At 58.5% G+C, this 15495-nt stretch carries 17 protein-coding genes; 8 read left to right on the top strand and 9 right to left on the bottom strand.

What is annotated here, in order from left to right; genetic code table 11:
• Window positions 1-28 precede the first annotated feature (28 nt).
• The 7 genes from PL597_RS06375 to sppA all read right to left on the bottom strand — a co-directional run bounded on the left by PL597_RS06375 (window position 29) and on the right by sppA (window position 6593).
• The gene (locus PL597_RS06375; RefSeq protein WP_142914208.1) at window positions 29-2275 is read right to left on the bottom strand and encodes a hybrid sensor histidine kinase/response regulator; all 2247 of its coding nucleotides are present in this window, start codon (window positions 2273-2275) and stop codon (window positions 29-31) included.
• 55 nt (window positions 2276-2330) lie between these two features.
• Window positions 2331-2819: a signal peptidase II gene (gene lspA, locus PL597_RS06370; protein ID WP_137409688.1), complete on the bottom strand. Its 489-nt coding sequence runs from the start codon at window positions 2817-2819 to the stop codon at window positions 2331-2333.
• Window positions 2819-3679, bottom strand: a complete 861-nt coding sequence (locus PL597_RS06365; RefSeq protein WP_271364782.1) for a TrmH family RNA methyltransferase — start codon at window positions 3677-3679, stop codon at window positions 2819-2821. The genes lspA and PL597_RS06365 overlap by 1 nt, the downstream gene beginning before the upstream one ends.
• A complete protein-coding gene (locus tag PL597_RS06360) occupies window positions 3676-4809 on the bottom strand; it encodes a class I SAM-dependent methyltransferase (RefSeq protein WP_089153264.1) in 1134 nt (377 codons plus the stop codon). Before PL597_RS06360 ends, PL597_RS06365 begins: the two co-directional genes overlap by 4 nt.
• Window positions 4810-4902: 93 nt before the next feature.
• On the bottom strand, window positions 4903-5244 hold the full coding sequence (locus PL597_RS06355; RefSeq protein WP_162520623.1) for a LapA family protein: 342 nt from the start codon (window positions 5242-5244) through the stop codon (window positions 4903-4905).
• A gap of 66 nt (window positions 5245-5310) precedes the next feature.
• Entirely contained in the window at window positions 5311-5637 is a 327-nt protein-coding gene (locus PL597_RS06350) for an integration host factor subunit beta (protein ID WP_219256707.1), read from the bottom strand.
• Between the two features lie 2 nt (window positions 5638-5639).
• Window positions 5640-6593 (bottom strand): signal peptide peptidase SppA, encoded by a 954-nt coding sequence (sppA, locus tag PL597_RS06345; protein WP_137410944.1) that lies wholly within the window; start codon window positions 6591-6593, stop codon window positions 5640-5642.
• 234 nt (window positions 6594-6827) lie between these two features.
• Here sppA and lptC point away from each other — a divergent pair, with 234 nt between their 5' ends.
• The 6 genes from lptC (at window position 6828) to ptsN (ending at window position 12058) form a co-directional block, all read left to right on the top strand.
• Window positions 6828-7493 carry an LPS export ABC transporter periplasmic protein LptC gene (gene lptC / locus PL597_RS06340; protein WP_077984409.1) on the top strand — a complete coding sequence of 222 codons (666 nt, stop codon included), beginning with the start codon at window positions 6828-6830 and terminating at the stop codon, window positions 7491-7493.
• 13 nt (window positions 7494-7506) lie between these two features.
• Window positions 7507-8070 carry an LptA/OstA family protein gene (locus PL597_RS06335; RefSeq protein ID WP_077984408.1) on the top strand — a complete coding sequence of 188 codons (564 nt, stop codon included), beginning with the start codon at window positions 7507-7509 and terminating at the stop codon, window positions 8068-8070.
• A 33-nt stretch (window positions 8071-8103) separates the two neighbouring features.
• On the top strand, window positions 8104-8889 hold the full coding sequence (gene lptB, locus PL597_RS06330) for an LPS export ABC transporter ATP-binding protein (RefSeq protein ID WP_373692769.1): 786 nt from the start codon (window positions 8104-8106) through the stop codon (window positions 8887-8889).
• Between the two features lie 265 nt (window positions 8890-9154).
• The gene (gene rpoN, locus PL597_RS06325) at window positions 9155-10705 is read left to right on the top strand and encodes an RNA polymerase factor sigma-54 (RefSeq protein ID WP_271364781.1); all 1551 of its coding nucleotides are present in this window, start codon (window positions 9155-9157) and stop codon (window positions 10703-10705) included.
• Between the two features lie 235 nt (window positions 10706-10940).
• Complete coding sequence (hpf, locus tag PL597_RS06320; protein WP_077984405.1) at window positions 10941-11513, top strand: ribosome hibernation-promoting factor, HPF/YfiA family; 573 nt, start codon at window positions 10941-10943, stop codon at window positions 11511-11513.
• Between the two features lie 83 nt (window positions 11514-11596).
• A complete protein-coding gene (gene ptsN / locus PL597_RS06315; protein ID WP_003503792.1) occupies window positions 11597-12058 on the top strand; it encodes a PTS IIA-like nitrogen regulatory protein PtsN in 462 nt (153 codons plus the stop codon).
• 80 nt (window positions 12059-12138) lie between these two features.
• Here the strand turns inward: ptsN and grpE are convergent, their stop codons facing one another.
• Both grpE and hrcA read right to left on the bottom strand, forming a co-directional pair.
• Window positions 12139-12774: a nucleotide exchange factor GrpE gene (gene grpE / locus PL597_RS06310; RefSeq protein ID WP_077984404.1), complete on the bottom strand. Its 636-nt coding sequence runs from the start codon at window positions 12772-12774 to the stop codon at window positions 12139-12141.
• Window positions 12775-12888: 114 nt separating this feature from the next.
• Complete coding sequence (gene hrcA / locus PL597_RS06305; protein ID WP_142914203.1) at window positions 12889-13980, bottom strand: heat-inducible transcriptional repressor HrcA; 1092 nt, start codon at window positions 13978-13980, stop codon at window positions 12889-12891.
• 135 nt (window positions 13981-14115) lie between these two features.
• Here hrcA and rph point away from each other — a divergent pair, with 135 nt between their 5' ends.
• Together rph and rdgB are read left to right on the top strand one after the other, a co-directional pair.
• On the top strand, window positions 14116-14832 hold the full coding sequence (gene rph / locus PL597_RS06300; protein ID WP_003503798.1) for a ribonuclease PH: 717 nt from the start codon (window positions 14116-14118) through the stop codon (window positions 14830-14832).
• A 17-nt stretch (window positions 14833-14849) separates the two neighbouring features.
• Complete coding sequence (rdgB, locus tag PL597_RS06295; protein ID WP_191217359.1) at window positions 14850-15494, top strand: RdgB/HAM1 family non-canonical purine NTP pyrophosphatase; 645 nt, start codon at window positions 14850-14852, stop codon at window positions 15492-15494.
• Window position 15495 lies beyond the last annotated feature (1 nt).

The raw sequence follows: 15495 nt of genomic DNA, 5'->3' as shown, positions 1-15495 counted from the left end.
AAAACGCCGCCAGTGCGAGTCTGTCAAGTTATGACAGCGACAGCCGTTTCACCCCCACCAGGCGGCGAATTTCCTCAATCAGCCGTCGCGGATCGGCAGGCTTGGCCAAAACCGCGCCGACACCAGCCTTCAGCAGGATTTCGGCGGTTGCGTCACTCGCATCTGCGCTGAGCACGATGACGGGAATATTTCTTTCGCCCTTCAGCGTATGGAGAAGCTCGGGAAGAACATTGAGCCCCTCGCCGCCCGGCATGTTGAGATCTGAGACGATGAGATCAGGGAGGCGGGATGCCCCCGGCTCCACAGATTGCCGCAACGCTTCAAAGTCCTCGACAGCGCGGACGATGTAGCCGCCTTTTTCCAGAACGACGCGAATGATGCGCTGATTGACGGCATCATCTTCGGCAACGAGTATCTCGATACCGCTCCCCCCTTCCGTCACCCGCGAAGAAAAACCCACATCCGGGTGGTTGTCGTTTATGGCGTCGCGCCGCTCAATGCCGCGCAGACGGCCGCACAGGACGTCGATCAGGGATTTTTCCCGCAACGGCCGAATCAACCAGGCATCGAAGGCCACATGCATGGTCGACGGCCGCTCTTCGGGGCTGACCAACAGCGTGCGGCGGACATTCTGCTGCGGCCAATCTTTCAGGGCATCCCTGAACAGCGGCGAACTGCGCTGGTCGACGATGATATCGGTAAGCTCGACCGGCCGCGTGGCAGAACCCTTCCTCAGTTCTTCCAGATCCTCAGGCTGATGAATGAGCGTGCATCGACCGCCGAAAGCCTCGATCGCCTCCATCGTCACCGCCGCCGCCACGCCTTTTGGTGCGATGAGCAGGACATTTGTATGCCGCAGGCAATGACGCCGTCCTGGATCCGCCATTTCGGCAGGGGCGCCCGCCGGGCGAAACGCCAGTTTGAAAGTACTGCCCTTGCCCTTGCGGCTCGAGACCGTGAGATGGCCGCCGAATTCCCGCACGATACGGGCGGAAATCGCAAGTCCGAGGCCCGTACCGGCGCTTCGTTGCGACAAAGGGCCTGCCTGTTCGAATTCCCCGAAAATACGGGTCTGTTCCGCCCGGCTCATGCCCGGGCCGGTATCTTCGACGGTGATGTGCAACTCGTCGTCGGACATGCGCGCCCGGATGACGACGCCGCCTTCCTGCGTGAATTTGACGGCATTGCCGAGGAGATTGAAGAGGACCTGACGTAGCCTCGCCGGATCAAAATCGAGATGATCAGGCACATTCGGCGCGACGAAAGAGGTGATCTCTATGCCTTTTTCATGGGCGCGATGGGCCAGCATCTCGACGATGCTCTCGATCAGCCGGCGCAGGTTTTCCGCGCGCGGATTGAGCCTGAAGCGGCCGGCCTCCATGGTCGAATAATCCAGAAGATCCTCGACAAGCTGCACCAGCGACTGGCCGGATTGGCGCATGCCATCGAGATAATTTCGCTGCTCTTCGTTGAGCCTCGTCTTCGACAGAAGATGGTTCATGCCCAGCATACCGGAAAGCGGCAGGCGGATTTCATGGCTTACCGTTGCAAGCAGCCGCGCTTTTTCAGCATCGGCCTGTTCGGCGCGCAGCCTGGCGTCTTCCCTTTCGGCCAGCGCAAGCCGCTCCTCGGTCACATCCCGGGCAATGCTGCTGATGAGAAGACGGCTGCTTGCCAGATCGCGGGTCACGACATCATGCCAGGAAAAGATGCGCTGGCCGAACGGGGTCGCGATCTCCACATCATAAGCATGGACCTTGTCGCCCGGACGGAAAGCGATGCCGATTTCCTCGCAGCTGAGCCCTTCGGGCGCGGCGCAGCCGGTGATTTCCCGAAAGACCCCGTTCGCCTCGACAATGCGCCGGTTCATGTCGCGGACCACGACGATATCACCCATGAATTCCTGCATTTCGGCAATCAGCGAGCGGTTTTGCGCTTGTCTCAGCCGGAGATCGGAACCTTCATCCAGCGCAGCGGGATGCCGGGAAGGTTCGCCGAAGAGCGCGTAGAGCAGGACGCCGACGAGCACGGCGCCAAACAAGGTCGCCAGCGCGACGGTAACCGCGTAAGGCATGGCAAGCGCAATCAAGGCGGCGGAAAAAGCCCCGAGCGATAACGACACGGCGACATAGAATGCGATCGATCTGGCATCGGGCGCATGTTCTTCATCCGCATGGCGCGTTATTGCCTCGACACGATCCGCCGGCTGCGCCGCCGTCGCGGTCAGGCCCAGCTCATCTGAAACTTTTTGACGAAGTCTTGTCAGTTCGCTCATAGGCAACCGCTACCACGGCAGCGGTTTTGATATGTTTGGCTGAAACCCTAAAATTTTACTTTTTAGCCGTCCGGGCGTGCAAAAACTCGTCGAGAATGACGCAGGCTGCGCCGATGGTTATGAAACTGTCAGCCAGATTGAAGACTGCGAAAGACCATGTCTGCGTGTGGAACAGGATATAGTCGATGACATGGCCGTAAAAAAAACGGTCGAGCAGATTGCCGGCAGCACCTGCGATGATGAAGGCGAAACCGAGATGGGCAAAGGTACGGTCCTCCGCCGTCTTTCGCCACAGCCACAAGACGAAGACCACGATGACGAGCCGCATGCTGACGATGAACCAGCCGTGCATGTCCTCCAGCATCGAAAAGGCCACGCCGAGATTATAGGTGCGATAAAGCGCCAGGAACGGGACAACGGGAACCATCTCCTGCAGCGGCAGATAGGCTTCGACCAGCTGCTTGACGATCTGATCCAGCACCAGCGCGGCGGCGATCAGCGCGAAAGCCGGGCCGAATTTCGAGAACAATGCCGCTTTGGCCATTACGTCACCGGTGCGAGTTGGAGGAGATGTCGCCGCGCCTCAAACAGCATGACGGCGGTTGCGATGGCGAGATTGAGGCTGTCGGCGCGGCCCTGCTGGGGAATGCGCGCCAACTGGTCGGCCTTGCCGGCGAGTTCCGGCGGCAGGCCGGATTGTTCGTTGCCCATCAAGAGCACGACCGGCTTTCCGGCGTAGTCGATCTTTCGATAGTCCACCGAACCGGCCAGATGGGTGGCTACGACGCTGACCTGCGCCGATTTTTTCCAGGACAGGAATTCCTCGGCCGAAGCGCGGGCGATGGGGGTGGCAAAGACCGACCCCATGGTGGCGCGTACCGTTTCCAGCGAAAACGGATCGGTGCAGTCGCCGACAAGAATGACGCCCGAAGCACCCGCCGCATCGGCAGTGCGGATGATGGTGCCCAGATTACCGGGATCGCGAACCCGGTCGAGCGCGATGTAGGTCTCGCCCTTTTCCGGGCGGATCTCCTTCAGCGGTTTCCATTTCTGTTCAAAAATACCGACGACCATCTGCGGATTGTCGCGGCGGGTGATCGAGGCGATGACCTTTTCACTGACTTCGAGAACCAGTCCGCCCGACGCGACCGTTTTGACCGCCGCCTGTTCCACCAGCGGCTTGCCCTTGGCGGCCTTTGCGTAAACCAGCGTCTTGATCGTCCAGCCCAGTTCGAGCGCGTCAATGACCAGCTTCAGGCCTTCAGCCATGAAGGTGCCGGTCTCTTCCCTGCCCTTTTTCTGTGTGAGCGCCTTGATGTCCTTGATGATGGGATTGGCAAGGCTGGTCACTTCCTTGACCTGGCCAACGCGGCGCGTGGTATTTTCGCGCATATCTTTCATCATTTCGGCTCCCAGCGGCTGAACAGCGATGTGGACAGCACACGGCCCGGCGTCTTGCCATCAAGCCCGGCCTCGCGAATGACGAGCTCGCCGGACGCGACGACACCGCCGGCGCCGCGCATGGTTTCACGCATCAGCTCATGCATCGAATAGAAGCTGGCCCTGATCGAATAGGCCGTCAGCACAAGGCCGAGCGCCTTGGGCGACAGGATTTCGCGGCAGATATCCAGCATCAGCGGCAGATGGTCGAATAATTGCCAGACTTCGCCATGGGTGCCGCGGCCGAATTTCGGCGGGTCGGTGAGGATGATGTCGTAGCTGCTGCCCCGGCGTTCCTCACGCTGGATGAACTTCATCGCGTCTTCACAAATCCAGCGGATCGGCGCCTGCTCGAGCCCGGCAAGCGCCTGATTTTCCTTGGCCCAGCCAATCGCCTTCTTGGAAGCATCGACATGGGTGACTTCAGCGCCTGCGGCCGCCGCGACCAGCGACGCGACGCCGGTATAACCGAAGAGGTTCAGCACTTTCAGCGGGCGATCGGCCGTTTCGACGGCATGTTTCAGCCATTCCCAATGCACGATCTGTTCCGGAAAGACGCCGACATGACGAAAGGCCGTGAAGCGGCCGAGAAATTCGATGCCAAGCAGGGAAAGGGGCCAGGTTTCGCCGAGCGCCGCCTTCGGGAAGCGCCAGCGGCCCATGCCATCCTCATCCGTATCGCCGGTAAAGACAGCATCGGCATTCTGCCATACGCGGTCCGGGATCGAAGGCTTCCAGAGAGCCTGCGCCTCGGGGCGAACGATGCGGTAATCGCCATATTGTTCGAGCTTCAGGCCGTTACCGCTGTCGATCAGGTGAAAATCACCCGCGCCGCTCGATTCCAGAATGACAGGAACCTGTTCCGCTGGCAGTTCACCGGTGCGATGCTTGAGGGGCCGCGCGGGCACCTGTTCAACGGCCGCCACCGGAATGGCCTTTTCCCTTGGCGCAGGTTTCGGCACGCTGCGGACTGCGTCCGGCTCGCGCTTCTTCGGCGCCGTATCCGTGCGCCGCGCCGGCTTTGCGGCATGGACCTGTTTTTTTTCGCTCCCGGCACGCGCACGATTGCCCGGCCGGCTGTCTTTTTTCTTCAATGGAAATCTTTCCGCTTCTGCCCGCGTCTTATTGCGCCAGCAAATAGCATTCCGCACGCCGCTCGACTAGAGCCGCAGCGACTGTCGGCACCATCACTTTGCCGGGAGTTGTCCCGCATGCGGCAGTTGCCCTGTGGTGGCCGCCTTCTGGCGGTTCGCCTCATCGTGCCAGCGAACGGCCTCTTTTGCTTCGATACGGGCACGTTTGCGATGTTTGCCCTGCGCAAACCATGTGGCCGCCGAGCCCATGAGAACGCCAAAAATGACCGCCAGAAACAGGAAAACAAAAAACGGCGCGGTGAAGGACAGAACGCCGTCTTCCGGCCGGAACGGATTGAGCGCCAGGGTTACCGACTGACGATTGGCCACGCAAAGGATGACGAGGATGATCGCCAGTGGAAGCAGGATGATGAGGTTGATGATTTTTTTCGACATCCGACAATACTCCATCGCTGCGGGCGTTTCGCAGGCTCCTTTTCAGTCGCCCGGCGTCAGGAACGATCAATCGTCCTCTTCGTCGCCCATACCCGGGTTCAGGCGCTCGCGCAGTTCCTTGCCCGTTTTAAAGAAAGGCACCCATTTTTCCTCGACGAAAACCGACTCACCCGTACGCGGGTTCCGGCCCGAGCGGGACGGACGGTTCTTCACCGAAAATGCGCCGAAACCACGAAGCTCGACGCGATTTCCTGCCGCCAGGGCATCGGTGATTTCATCCAGCACCGCATTGACGATGTTTTCCACGTCGCGGTGATAAAGGTGCGGGTTACGCGCAGCAACGATCTGCACCAGTTCAGACTTGATCACGGTTGCCCCCTGAAAGAATTGGATTTTTAACGCGGCTCAACCTGCCAAACGGAAACAAGACCGTCAAGAAACAACTTGTCCGCACCGAGCTGGCTGGGGCCTGCGAAGGGAATTAAATCGTCATATCCCAGAAGTTTCGCTATTTGCGCAACACTAAAAAGCGCAAAAGGCGAACGGGACGATGGCGCGCGCCATTCGACGATCGGCAGATCCTTGGCAACACCGCGTGTCTCGAAATAGCTGCGAATTTCCTTTTCGCCGCCGAGCGTATCGACGAGCTTGTTGGCAAGCGCCTGCCGGCCGGTGTAAATTGATCCGTCCGCCAGTTTCAGCACGTCCTCGCGCGGCAATTTGCGACGGTCGGCGACAAGATCGACAAACCAGCCGTAGCTGTCCATCACCATGGCGCGGATCATGGTCTTTGCCTCTTCGGGCGCCTCATGGAAAGGCGAAGGCTCGGCCTTCATCGGTGACGACTTGATTTCCTGCAGCGAGACGCCGAGCTTGTCCATCAGCTGGCCGATCTGGGGGTATTGGAAAATCACCCCGATCGAGCCGGTGATCGAGGTTTCACCGGCAATGATGACATCGCCTGCCGATGCGATCATATAACCGGCGGAAGCGGCAAGCGTGCGGACATCGGACACAACCGGCTTCTTTTCGGCCACACCTCTGATAGCCTTGAAGATGCGCTCCCCGCCATAGGTGGTGCCGCCTGGCGAGGAAATCGACACGATCAGCCCTTTGACATTCTCGCTCCTTGCGATCTTGTCGAGCCGCTCGAGCAGTTCGGTATTGTCGGTGATCAGGCCGGAAACCTCGACGCGGGCAATATGAGGCTTCGCACTTTGCTGCGGTCCATCCCATAAAAACCGGTAAAGACCGAAAGCGCCGGCGACAAGCAGCAGAACGGCGGCAATCCGCCAGAAACTCAGCTTGCGGCGCAACCGCCTGCGATCCGCTATCGCCATGTTGTCCATAAAAACCCCTGTCATCCGCTTTTGCGCTTCAGGCCATATGGTTCTTCTAACGCGAAGCCGCAAGGAAACAATAAGGAAACCAGAATTAAGATAAAATTCGCATTTCCCTTGCACCTATCCAGACAAAAACCATATTGGCAGGACAAAGCACACATGCCAAAGACATTTAGATAGAGACACAAGCTTCGATGATGCGCCATTATGGCGCCCTAGAGGCATTCCGGACCCGCTCTTATGCTCGAAAGACTCCGCGAACCCGCGCCAGCATTTTCGCTGCGCAATGACCAGAACGGCGCCTATGACACCGCGCTGCGGCATTCCACGCGCGTGAAGCGGCTGAAGATCATTCTGCCGCTCGGCGCGGCAATCATTTCGCTCGCCTTCATCGCGGTTTCGGTTATCCGAACCTGGGCCCCCGACGAAGTCTCTCTTGAGAGCGCACGAATTGAAGACGGCAAGATCGTGATGGAAAAGCCTGCTGTCGCCGGCCGCAACGAGAAGGGGATCGATTATTCCATGAACGCCGACCGTGCGTTGCAGGACATCGCCAACCCCAATCTCATGACGCTTGAAAAGGTTCTGGCGGCAGTGCCGGTAAACGACAGTGTTGCGCAGGTGATCGCCCAGGAAGGCATTTTCGACCGGGCGACCAACACGCTGAAGATGACTGCGCCTTTTGACATCAATCTCAGCAATGGCATACAAGCGAAGTTCCAGTCTGCGGATGTCGATCTGAAGGCCGGAAAAATGAGCAGCAAAGAGCCGGTTTCGATCAAAACAAACGACGGCTCGATTGTTGCGCAATCGATTGACATCGCCGATAATGGCAAAACAATTACATTTTCGGGGCAGGTACGGGCACGTATCGCTGCATCCAATATCAAGAATGAAGGCAAGTGAGAGCCCGGTCCAGATGATGCAAATTTCCCGTCCCGTTTCCCTCGGCAAATCCGCCGGCCTTGCAGCCGCAGGTCTTGTTCTTTCGTGTCTTGCAACTGTGGCCTTCGCCCAGAACACCACCAGCAACATGCAGGGCGTCAAACTCTCCGGTGACCAGCCTATCGCGATTGAAAGCGACCAGCTCGAGATTCGCGATCAGGAGCGCAAGGCCTATTTCACCGGCAATGTGAAAGTGGTGCAGGGAACGACCACCCTTCAGGCTGGCAAGATGACGGTGAATTACAAGGGCGAGGGTTCTTCGCTCACCAGCGGCGACGCCAATATCGAAAAAATCTTCGTCGACAATAATGTCTATCTGACGTCCGAGACCCAGAAAGCCACGGCCGACCACGGTGAATTCGACATGGCGGCGCAGACCTTCATTCTGACGGGCAAGCAGGTCGTGCTGTCTGAAGGTACGAATGTCTTCACCGGCTGCAAGCTGACCGTGCTGATGAATACGGGGCAGGCCAAGCTGGAAAGCTGCGGCGGCCCTGTTCGGATCATGCTTGATCCGAAATCCCAGAAAAAACAGTAGTCTTTCCTCGTGAAGATACCCTCGATCTCAAAGATATTCGGCGGCGGGCGCGATCGATCCGCGGACGCAGCCTCGCCGGTGGACAAGACCCCCTATCAGGGCACGCTGATCGCGCATGGTCTGACGAAGACCTATAATACACGCCGCGTCGTCAACGGGGTTTCGCTGGTCGTGCGCCGTGGCGAAGCCGTGGGTCTGCTCGGCCCGAACGGCGCCGGAAAAACCACCTGTTTTTATATGATAACGGGCTTGGTGCCCGTCGATACCGGCAAGATCGCCATCAACGGCAATGACGTCACCACCATGCCGATGTACAGGCGCGCCCGTCTCGGCGTCGGTTACCTGCCGCAGGAAGCTTCGATCTTCCGGGGATTGACGGTCGAGGAAAACATCCGCGCCGTACTGGAAGTGCATGAGCCGGATGCCGCCAAGCGCAACCGCAAGCTCGATGAGCTGCTGGAAGAGTTTCATATCGCGCAACTGCGGAAATCGCCGGCCGTGGCGCTTTCGGGCGGCGAGCGGCGGCGTCTGGAGATTGCCCGCGCGCTCGCGACCGATCCGACCTTCATGCTGCTGGATGAACCCTTCGCGGGCGTCGATCCGATTTCGGTCAGCGATATCCAGAATCTGGTGCGGCACCTGACAGCGCGTGGCATCGGCGTTCTCGTGACTGACCACAATGTCCGTGAAACGCTCGGCCTCATCGACCGCGCATACATCATCCATGCCGGCGAAGTGCTGACGCATGGGCGTCCGGACGATATCGTCAACAATCCGGATGTGCGCCGCCTCTATCTCGGCAATAATTTCAGCCTTTGAGACCTGGAGCCGGACGGCAAAGCCTGTGTGCGGTTTTGCTTGAAATCCGGCTCTAATTATATGATCTATATCATGATTTAGGATTTCAGGTCGTTTCGGCTTTAAATCATCATGATCGGCACGCGAAAGATTCTTCATCGCGCCCGGCCCTGACGCTTGACCAAACAAAATAAAAAAGCAATTTTTGGGCCAAGTCCTGTCGTCTCAGTAAAATTTCTGGAAAATCAGACGATGGAGAAGCTGTAAGGGGAGTTTCGCGTCCGCCATGGCATTGTCTGCCAGCCTTTTGCTGCGTCAAAACCAGTCTCTCGTGATGACACCGCAACTGATGCAGTCCATCCAGCTGCTTCAGATGACGCATTTCGAGCTGACGCAGTTCATCGCGCAGGAGGTAGAGCGCAATCCGCTGCTGGAAATTGCGGCAAACGATGGCGATTTAAGCAGCGATACACCTGTAGACGCGGAGAGTTTTGGCGACGCCGATAGCGAAAGTTCGGAGGGATCCGCCACGGTGACGTCAGACAGTGACGACTGGTACGGCGACCGCGCCGCAAATCTCGGCGAGCAACTTGACACCAGCTTTGAAAACGTCTTTCCCGACGATGCCGAGCCCAGAAAGGCCGATGCGCCCGAACTGGCCGGCCAATGGAAATCCATGCCCGGCCAGGAGTCGGGAGAAAGTTACGATCTCGACGATTTCGTTGCGGCCAGACAGAGCCTCGGCGACCATCTCAATCAGCAACTGCCGCTCGCCATATCCGCCGCCGAGGACCGGATGATCGCCGATGCGCTGATCGGCCAGCTTGACGAGACCGGCTATATTGCGGCGGATGCCGTCGACGACGTCGCCGAACGGCTGGGGGCGGCTCCATCGGCGGTCGAACACGTTCTGAAGACGCTTCAGGGCTTCGACCCACCGGGTGTATTTTCCCGTTCCTTAAGCGAATGTCTGTCGATCCAGCTTGCCCAGAAGGATCGGCTTGACCCGGCCATGCGGGCTTTCGTCGACAATCTGGAACTTCTGGCGAAACGCGACTTCGCCTCCTTGAAAAAAATCTGCGGCGTCGATGAGGAAGATCTCCTCGACATGCTGGCGGAAATCCGCACGCTCAATCCCCGCCCCGGCGCCGGTTACGATTCGATGGTTTCGGAGACCATCGTTCCCGATATTATCGTTCGCCCCTCTTCCACCGGCGGCTGGCTGGTGGAAATCAATCCAGAGACCCTGCCGCGCGTGCTCATCAACCAGAGTTACTTCGCCGAGGTGTCGAAACATAAGGCGCGCGCGGGCGAGGATCAGGATTTTCTGGCCGAATGCATGCAAACGGCCCATTGGCTGACCCGCAGCCTCGACCAGCGCGCCCGGACGATCATGAAGGTGGCGACGGAAATCGTTCGCCAGCAGGATGCCTTCCTCGTCAATGGTGTCGACCAGCTGCGCCCGCTGAACCTCAAGACGGTGGCCGACGCCATCAAGATGCATGAATCCACCGTCAGCCGGGTGACAACCAAAAAATACATGCTGACGCCGCGCGGGCTGTTCGAACTGAAATATTTCTTCAGCGTCTCGATCAGCGCCGTGGAAGGCGGAGACAGCCATTCGGCGGAAGCGGTGCGTCACCGCATCAAGGCCATGATCGCGCAGGAAGCCGCCGAGGCGGTTCTTTCAGACGATGATATCGTCGACAACCTGAAAAAGAGCGGCGTCGATATCGCCCGGCGCACCGTCGCCAAATATCGGGAGGCGATGAACATCCCCTCCTCCGTGCAGAGGCGTCGGGAAAAGAAGGCGTTGGCCAAGCTGGCTGTATTCTGAGCGGTAGCCACGAACAACGTTTATGGCGGTTTTTTGCCGCACCATTGACTCTTGCCACGGCAGCGGCTAGAAGCCCGCCGCACACGTCAGCAAGGTCATTTGTAACGGATTCATCTCCACCGTCCATGGGCGTAAAATTCGAATGAGGGCTTTTTAAGGTCTTCGAAACGCTTGGATGCGCGCGCGGCTTGACGTAAGCTGGTACTCGCAAATCACTACAAAAAGGAAAATTTCCATGAGTGTGCGTGTATCTGGTAAACATATGGAGATCGGTGAATCTTTCCGGCAGCGGATTGAGGACAATATAGGTCTGGCGGTTACCAAATACTTCGATGGGGGGTATTCAGGCCAGGTAACCGTGGAGAAATCCGGATCGCGTTTTGCCGCCGATTGCAAGCTGCATCTCGATACCGGCGTTGTATTGCACGCGGCGGGTCAGGCAAATGATCCGCAGGCGAGCTTCGATGCCGCCGCAGAGCGGATCGAGAAGCGCCTGCGCCGCTACAAGCGCAAGCTTAAGGACCACCATAATGGCGCCAATGGCATGTCGCAGGAAATCGCCTATACGGTGATGGATGCTGTTCCCGATGAGGACCACGAGGTTCCTGACGATTACGCACCCACCATCGTTGCGGAGAGTTCCAAACAGATTAAGACGATGTCCGTCGCCAGCGCCGTGATGGCGCTCGACATGACGGACGAACCGGTTCTGCTGTTCCGCAGCCCGGGCAAGGAATATCTCAACATCGTTTACCGGCGTCATGACGGCAATATTGGCTGGATCGACGCGGAAACGATCAAGAGCTGAACAGTCTGACAAGACGTGGGAGGCAGGGCGCGAAAGTGCAGTCTGCCTCCTGCATCGTCTCGATGGCATGAAGGAAAAAGAGAATGGCGTTGGCAGATTTGCTGCAACAAGATGCGATTATTCCCGCCCTCAAGGTGAATTCCAAAAAGCAGTTGCTTCAGGAGCTGGCCGCAAAGGCAGCCAGAATTACCGGAGTCTCGGAACGGGAAGTTTTCGACGTCATCCTCCAGCGTGAGAAACTCGGCTCCACCGGTGTGGGCCACGGTATCGCCATTCCGCATGGCAAGCTCAACAGCATCCATCAGATCACCGGCGTCTTCGCACGTCTTGAAACACCGGTCGATTTCGAAGCGCTGGACGACCAACCGGTCGACCTGGTTTTCCTGCTGCTCGCGCCCGAGGGCGCCGGTGCGGATCATCTGAAGGCCTTGTCCAGAATCGCACGCGCCCTGCGCGACCCTGAACTGGTCGCCAAACTGCGCGCTACCGATTCCGACACGGCAATCTACGCTTTCCTCAATCAGGAGCAAGCAACAGCGGCCTGATCGCGGGTTCCGCCTTAGTTTTAACGGCAATAAAAAACGCGCCCTGAAGGCGCGTTTTTTATGACGTAAGGACAGAAGCCTTACGCGTCCTTTTCATTGAGAGACGAGGTGCCCGGCTCAGAGGATGCTGCAACATCCGCCTTCGGGCCGCCCTTGGCAACGCCGACCATCGCCGGACGCAGGACGCGATCGCCTATGGTGAAACCAGCCTGAACCACCTGCAACACGGTGTTGTTTGGAACCTTAGTGTTGGGAATCTCAAACATGGCCTGATGGAAATTCGGATCGAATTTCTGGCCCTCGGCATCGATCTTCTTCACGCCGTGGCGTTCCAGCGTCGACAGCATCGAGCGTTCCGTCATCTCGACACCTTCGATCAGACCGTTGAGACCGGCTTCGCCGTTGGTCTTTAGCTCATCGGGAATGGCTTCGAGCGCGCGGCGAAGATTATCGGAAACGGCGAGCATGTCGCGTGCGAAACCGGCCAGGGAATAGGCCTTGGCATCCTTGACATCGCGCTCGGTGCGACGGCGAAGATTGTCCATCTCGGCTGCAAGGCGAAGGAATTTATCGCGCAGATCGGCGTTCTCAGCCTTGAGCAGCTCGACCGGATCGGGTTCTGCCGTTTCGGCCTGTTCTTCACCTACCAGGGCAGGATCGACAAACTCTTCCGCGACGTCCGCGTCAGGTCCGGGCTTTTTTGTATCGTCGGTCATGACGTTCTCCAGATTTGAATATTGTTGGTTGCGCCCGATATCGAGCTTTGACGGGCAAAAATCAAGGCTTGCGGCGAAAAGCTTGCCGCATTCTCTGACCTTTGCGGGCCTGTCCTATCTTTGCTTGCGGGAAAGGCGCGCCATGATCTGCGCGGTATAATCCACCATCGGCACGATACGGGCGTAATTCAGCCGGGTCGGGCCGATAACGCCGACCGCGCCCACGACACGATTGTCCTCGTCACGATAGGGCGCGACGATCAGCGACGAACCGGACAGCGAAAACAACTTGTTTTCCGAGCCGATGAAAATCCTGACGCCTGAGCCGCTTTCCGCAAGGTTGAGGATTTCGATGAGATTTTCCTTACGCTCCAGATCGTCGAACAGCAGGCGCACCCGATCGATATCCTCTTCACCGGCGAGGCCTTCGAGCAGGTTGGAGCGACCGCGAACGATGAGACGGCCGAGCTTGCCCTCTTCATTGTCTCCCGCCCACACCGCAAGACCACGTTCCACGAGGTCCTGCGCCAATATGCCGAGTTCCGATTGCAGTTCCGCCTGCTGCGCCTGAAACTGACCGCGCAATTCATGCAGCGTCTGACCGGAGAGATGAGCATTGATGAAATTCGCAGCCTCGGTCAATTGCGACGAGGAAATACCGGCCGGCAATTCGATGATGCGGTTTTCGACCTGATTGTGGTCACCCACCAGCACTGCGAGCGCCTTGGTGGGCTCCAGCCTTATGAATTCCACATGTTTGAGGATGACATCGTTCTTGGCGGTCAGCACCAGTCCGGCGCCCCGCGACATGCCGGAAAGCATGCGGCTTGCTTCCGTCAGCAACCCTTCCAGCGACTGTTCGTGACCGGCGACCGGCCCGATCTGGCGGTCGATACTAGCCCTTTCCTCGGCGGGCAGATCGCCCACCTGCATGAAGGCATCAACAAAGAAGCGCAATCCCGTCTGCGTGGGCAAACGCCCGGCGCTGATATGCGGCGAATAAATGAGGCCGAGCTCCTCGAGATCGCTCATGACATTGCGCACGGAGGCAGGCGAAAGCGACATCGGCAGAAGTCGCGACAGGCTGCGCGATCCGAGCGGTTCGCCCGTATCGAGGTAACCTTCGACGATGCGCCGGAAAATTTCCCGAGACCGTTCATCCAGCAGCGATGCCTGATCTTGTGATAGCGGTGCGGAAAAACCCATTTCGTCCGTTCTTTGTCGTTCAAACCAGCTTGCATCAATATAATGCGTTGCAACGCCGCGGCAAAATGGAAATTGGCTTTGCAAAAGCCCGGACCTCGCCTTAGAAGGCAGGGACCAACATGGAGAGTGGATCATATGCGGCCTTCAGGCAGAAAAACCGACCAGATGCGCAAGGTTTCCTTCGAACGCAATTTCTCGAAACATGCCGAAGGCTCCTGTCTCGTGAAATTCGGCGACACGCATGTGCTCGTCACCGCAAGCCTTGAAGAAAAGACGCCACCGTGGCTCCGCAACAGCGGCAAGGGCTGGGTCACCGCCGAATATGGCATGCTGCCGCGCTCCACCCATGAACGCATGAAGCGCGAGGCCGCTTCCGGCAAGCAGGGCGGACGCACACAGGAAATCCAACGCCTCATCGGCCGCTCGCTGCGCGCCGTCGTCGACCTGCAGGCGCTCGGCGAGCGCCAGATCAGCATCGACTGCGACGTCATCCAGGCCGATGGCGGCACCCGCACCGCCTCCATCACCGGCGCATGGATTGCCCTGCATGACTGCCTGAAATGGATGGAAACTCGCAACATGATCAAGGTCGAGAAAGTTCTGAAGGACCATATCGCCGCGATCTCCTGCGGCATCTTCGCCAACCAGCCGGTGATCGATCTCGACTATCTCGAAGATTCCTCGGCCGAAACCGATGCCAATTTCGTCATCACCGGCTCGGGCGGTATCGTCGAGGTTCAGGGAACGGCTGAAGGCGCGCCCTTCTCCGAGGAAGAATTCCTGACGCTGCTCGGTCTCGCCAAGGCCGGTTGCAGCGAACTGGTCGCCCTTCAGAAACAGGCGATCGCCTGAGCCGACGGGAAAGAACCATGCGCAAGCTCGATACCAGAACGATCGTTGTCGCCAGCCATAACAAGGGCAAGATCGCCGAAATCGCCGATCTGATCGGCCCTTTCGGTTTCTCCGCCAAATCTGCGGCGGAGCTGAACTTCTCAGAACCGGACGAGACGGGCACCACATTTGAGGAAAATGCCGCCATCAAGGCGCTTGCCTCCGCGAAGGCATCAGGCCTGCCTGCCTTGTCCGACGATTCCGGTCTTGTTATCGACGCGCTTGACGGTGCGCCGGGTGTCTATACCGCCAATTGGGCGGAGACGGCCGATGGGACGCGCGATTTCGCCATGGCGATGCAGAAGGTCGAGGATGCGCTGGCCGAGCGAGGAGCTTCGAAGCCGGAGGATCGCACCGGCCGCTTCGTCAGCGTGCTGTGTCTCGCCTGGCCGGACGGGCATGTCGAATATTTCCGTGGCGAGGTGGAAGGCACTGTTGTGTGGCCGCCGCGCGGAACGAGCGGTTTCGGTTATGATCCCATCTTTAAACCCGAGGGGTATGAGACCACATTCGGCGAAATGAGCGCGGATGAGAAACACGGCTGGAAACATGGCGACGCCTTTGCATTGTCGCACCGCGCCCGCGCCTTCAAGAAATTCGTAGAAACCTGCCTGGAGGCATGAA

The organism is Agrobacterium sp. ST15.13.013 (assembly GCF_027956525.1).
Classification (GTDB): domain Bacteria; phylum Pseudomonadota; class Alphaproteobacteria; order Rhizobiales; family Rhizobiaceae; genus Agrobacterium; species Agrobacterium salinitolerans.
The sequence above is the reverse complement of the archived record's forward strand: the minus strand, read 5'-3'. Positions and strand labels throughout refer to the sequence as shown.

Bases quoted from the DNA above. Each gene is read 5' to 3' on its own strand.
- PL597_RS06375 (WP_142914208.1), bottom strand. From the start codon at position 2,275: ATGAGCGAACTGACAAGACTTCGTCAAAAAGTTTCAGATGAGCTGGGC.
- lspA (WP_137409688.1), bottom strand. From the start codon at position 2,819: ATGGCCAAAGCGGCATTGTTCTCGAAATTCGGCCCGGCTTTCGCGCTG.
- PL597_RS06365 (WP_271364782.1), bottom strand. From the start codon at position 3,679: ATGATGAAAGATATGCGCGAAAATACCACGCGCCGCGTTGGCCAGGTC.
- PL597_RS06355 (WP_162520623.1), bottom strand. From the start codon at position 5,244: ATGTCGAAAAAAATCATCAACCTCATCATCCTGCTTCCACTGGCGATC.
- sppA (WP_137410944.1), bottom strand. From the start codon at position 6,593: ATGGACAACATGGCGATAGCGGATCGCAGGCGGTTGCGCCGCAAGCTG.
- lptC (WP_077984409.1), top strand. From the start codon at position 6,828: ATGCTCGAAAGACTCCGCGAACCCGCGCCAGCATTTTCGCTGCGCAAT.
- PL597_RS06335 (WP_077984408.1), top strand. From the start codon at position 7,507: ATGATGCAAATTTCCCGTCCCGTTTCCCTCGGCAAATCCGCCGGCCTT.
- rpoN (WP_271364781.1), top strand. From the start codon at position 9,155: ATGGCATTGTCTGCCAGCCTTTTGCTGCGTCAAAACCAGTCTCTCGTG.
- hpf (WP_077984405.1), top strand. From the start codon at position 10,941: ATGAGTGTGCGTGTATCTGGTAAACATATGGAGATCGGTGAATCTTTC.
- ptsN (WP_003503792.1), top strand. From the start codon at position 11,597: ATGGCGTTGGCAGATTTGCTGCAACAAGATGCGATTATTCCCGCCCTC.
- grpE (WP_077984404.1), bottom strand. From the start codon at position 12,774: ATGACCGACGATACAAAAAAGCCCGGACCTGACGCGGACGTCGCGGAA.
- hrcA (WP_142914203.1), bottom strand. From the start codon at position 13,980: ATGGGTTTTTCCGCACCGCTATCACAAGATCAGGCATCGCTGCTGGAT.
- rph (WP_003503798.1), top strand. From the start codon at position 14,116: ATGCGGCCTTCAGGCAGAAAAACCGACCAGATGCGCAAGGTTTCCTTC.
- rdgB (WP_191217359.1), top strand. From the start codon at position 14,850: ATGCGCAAGCTCGATACCAGAACGATCGTTGTCGCCAGCCATAACAAG.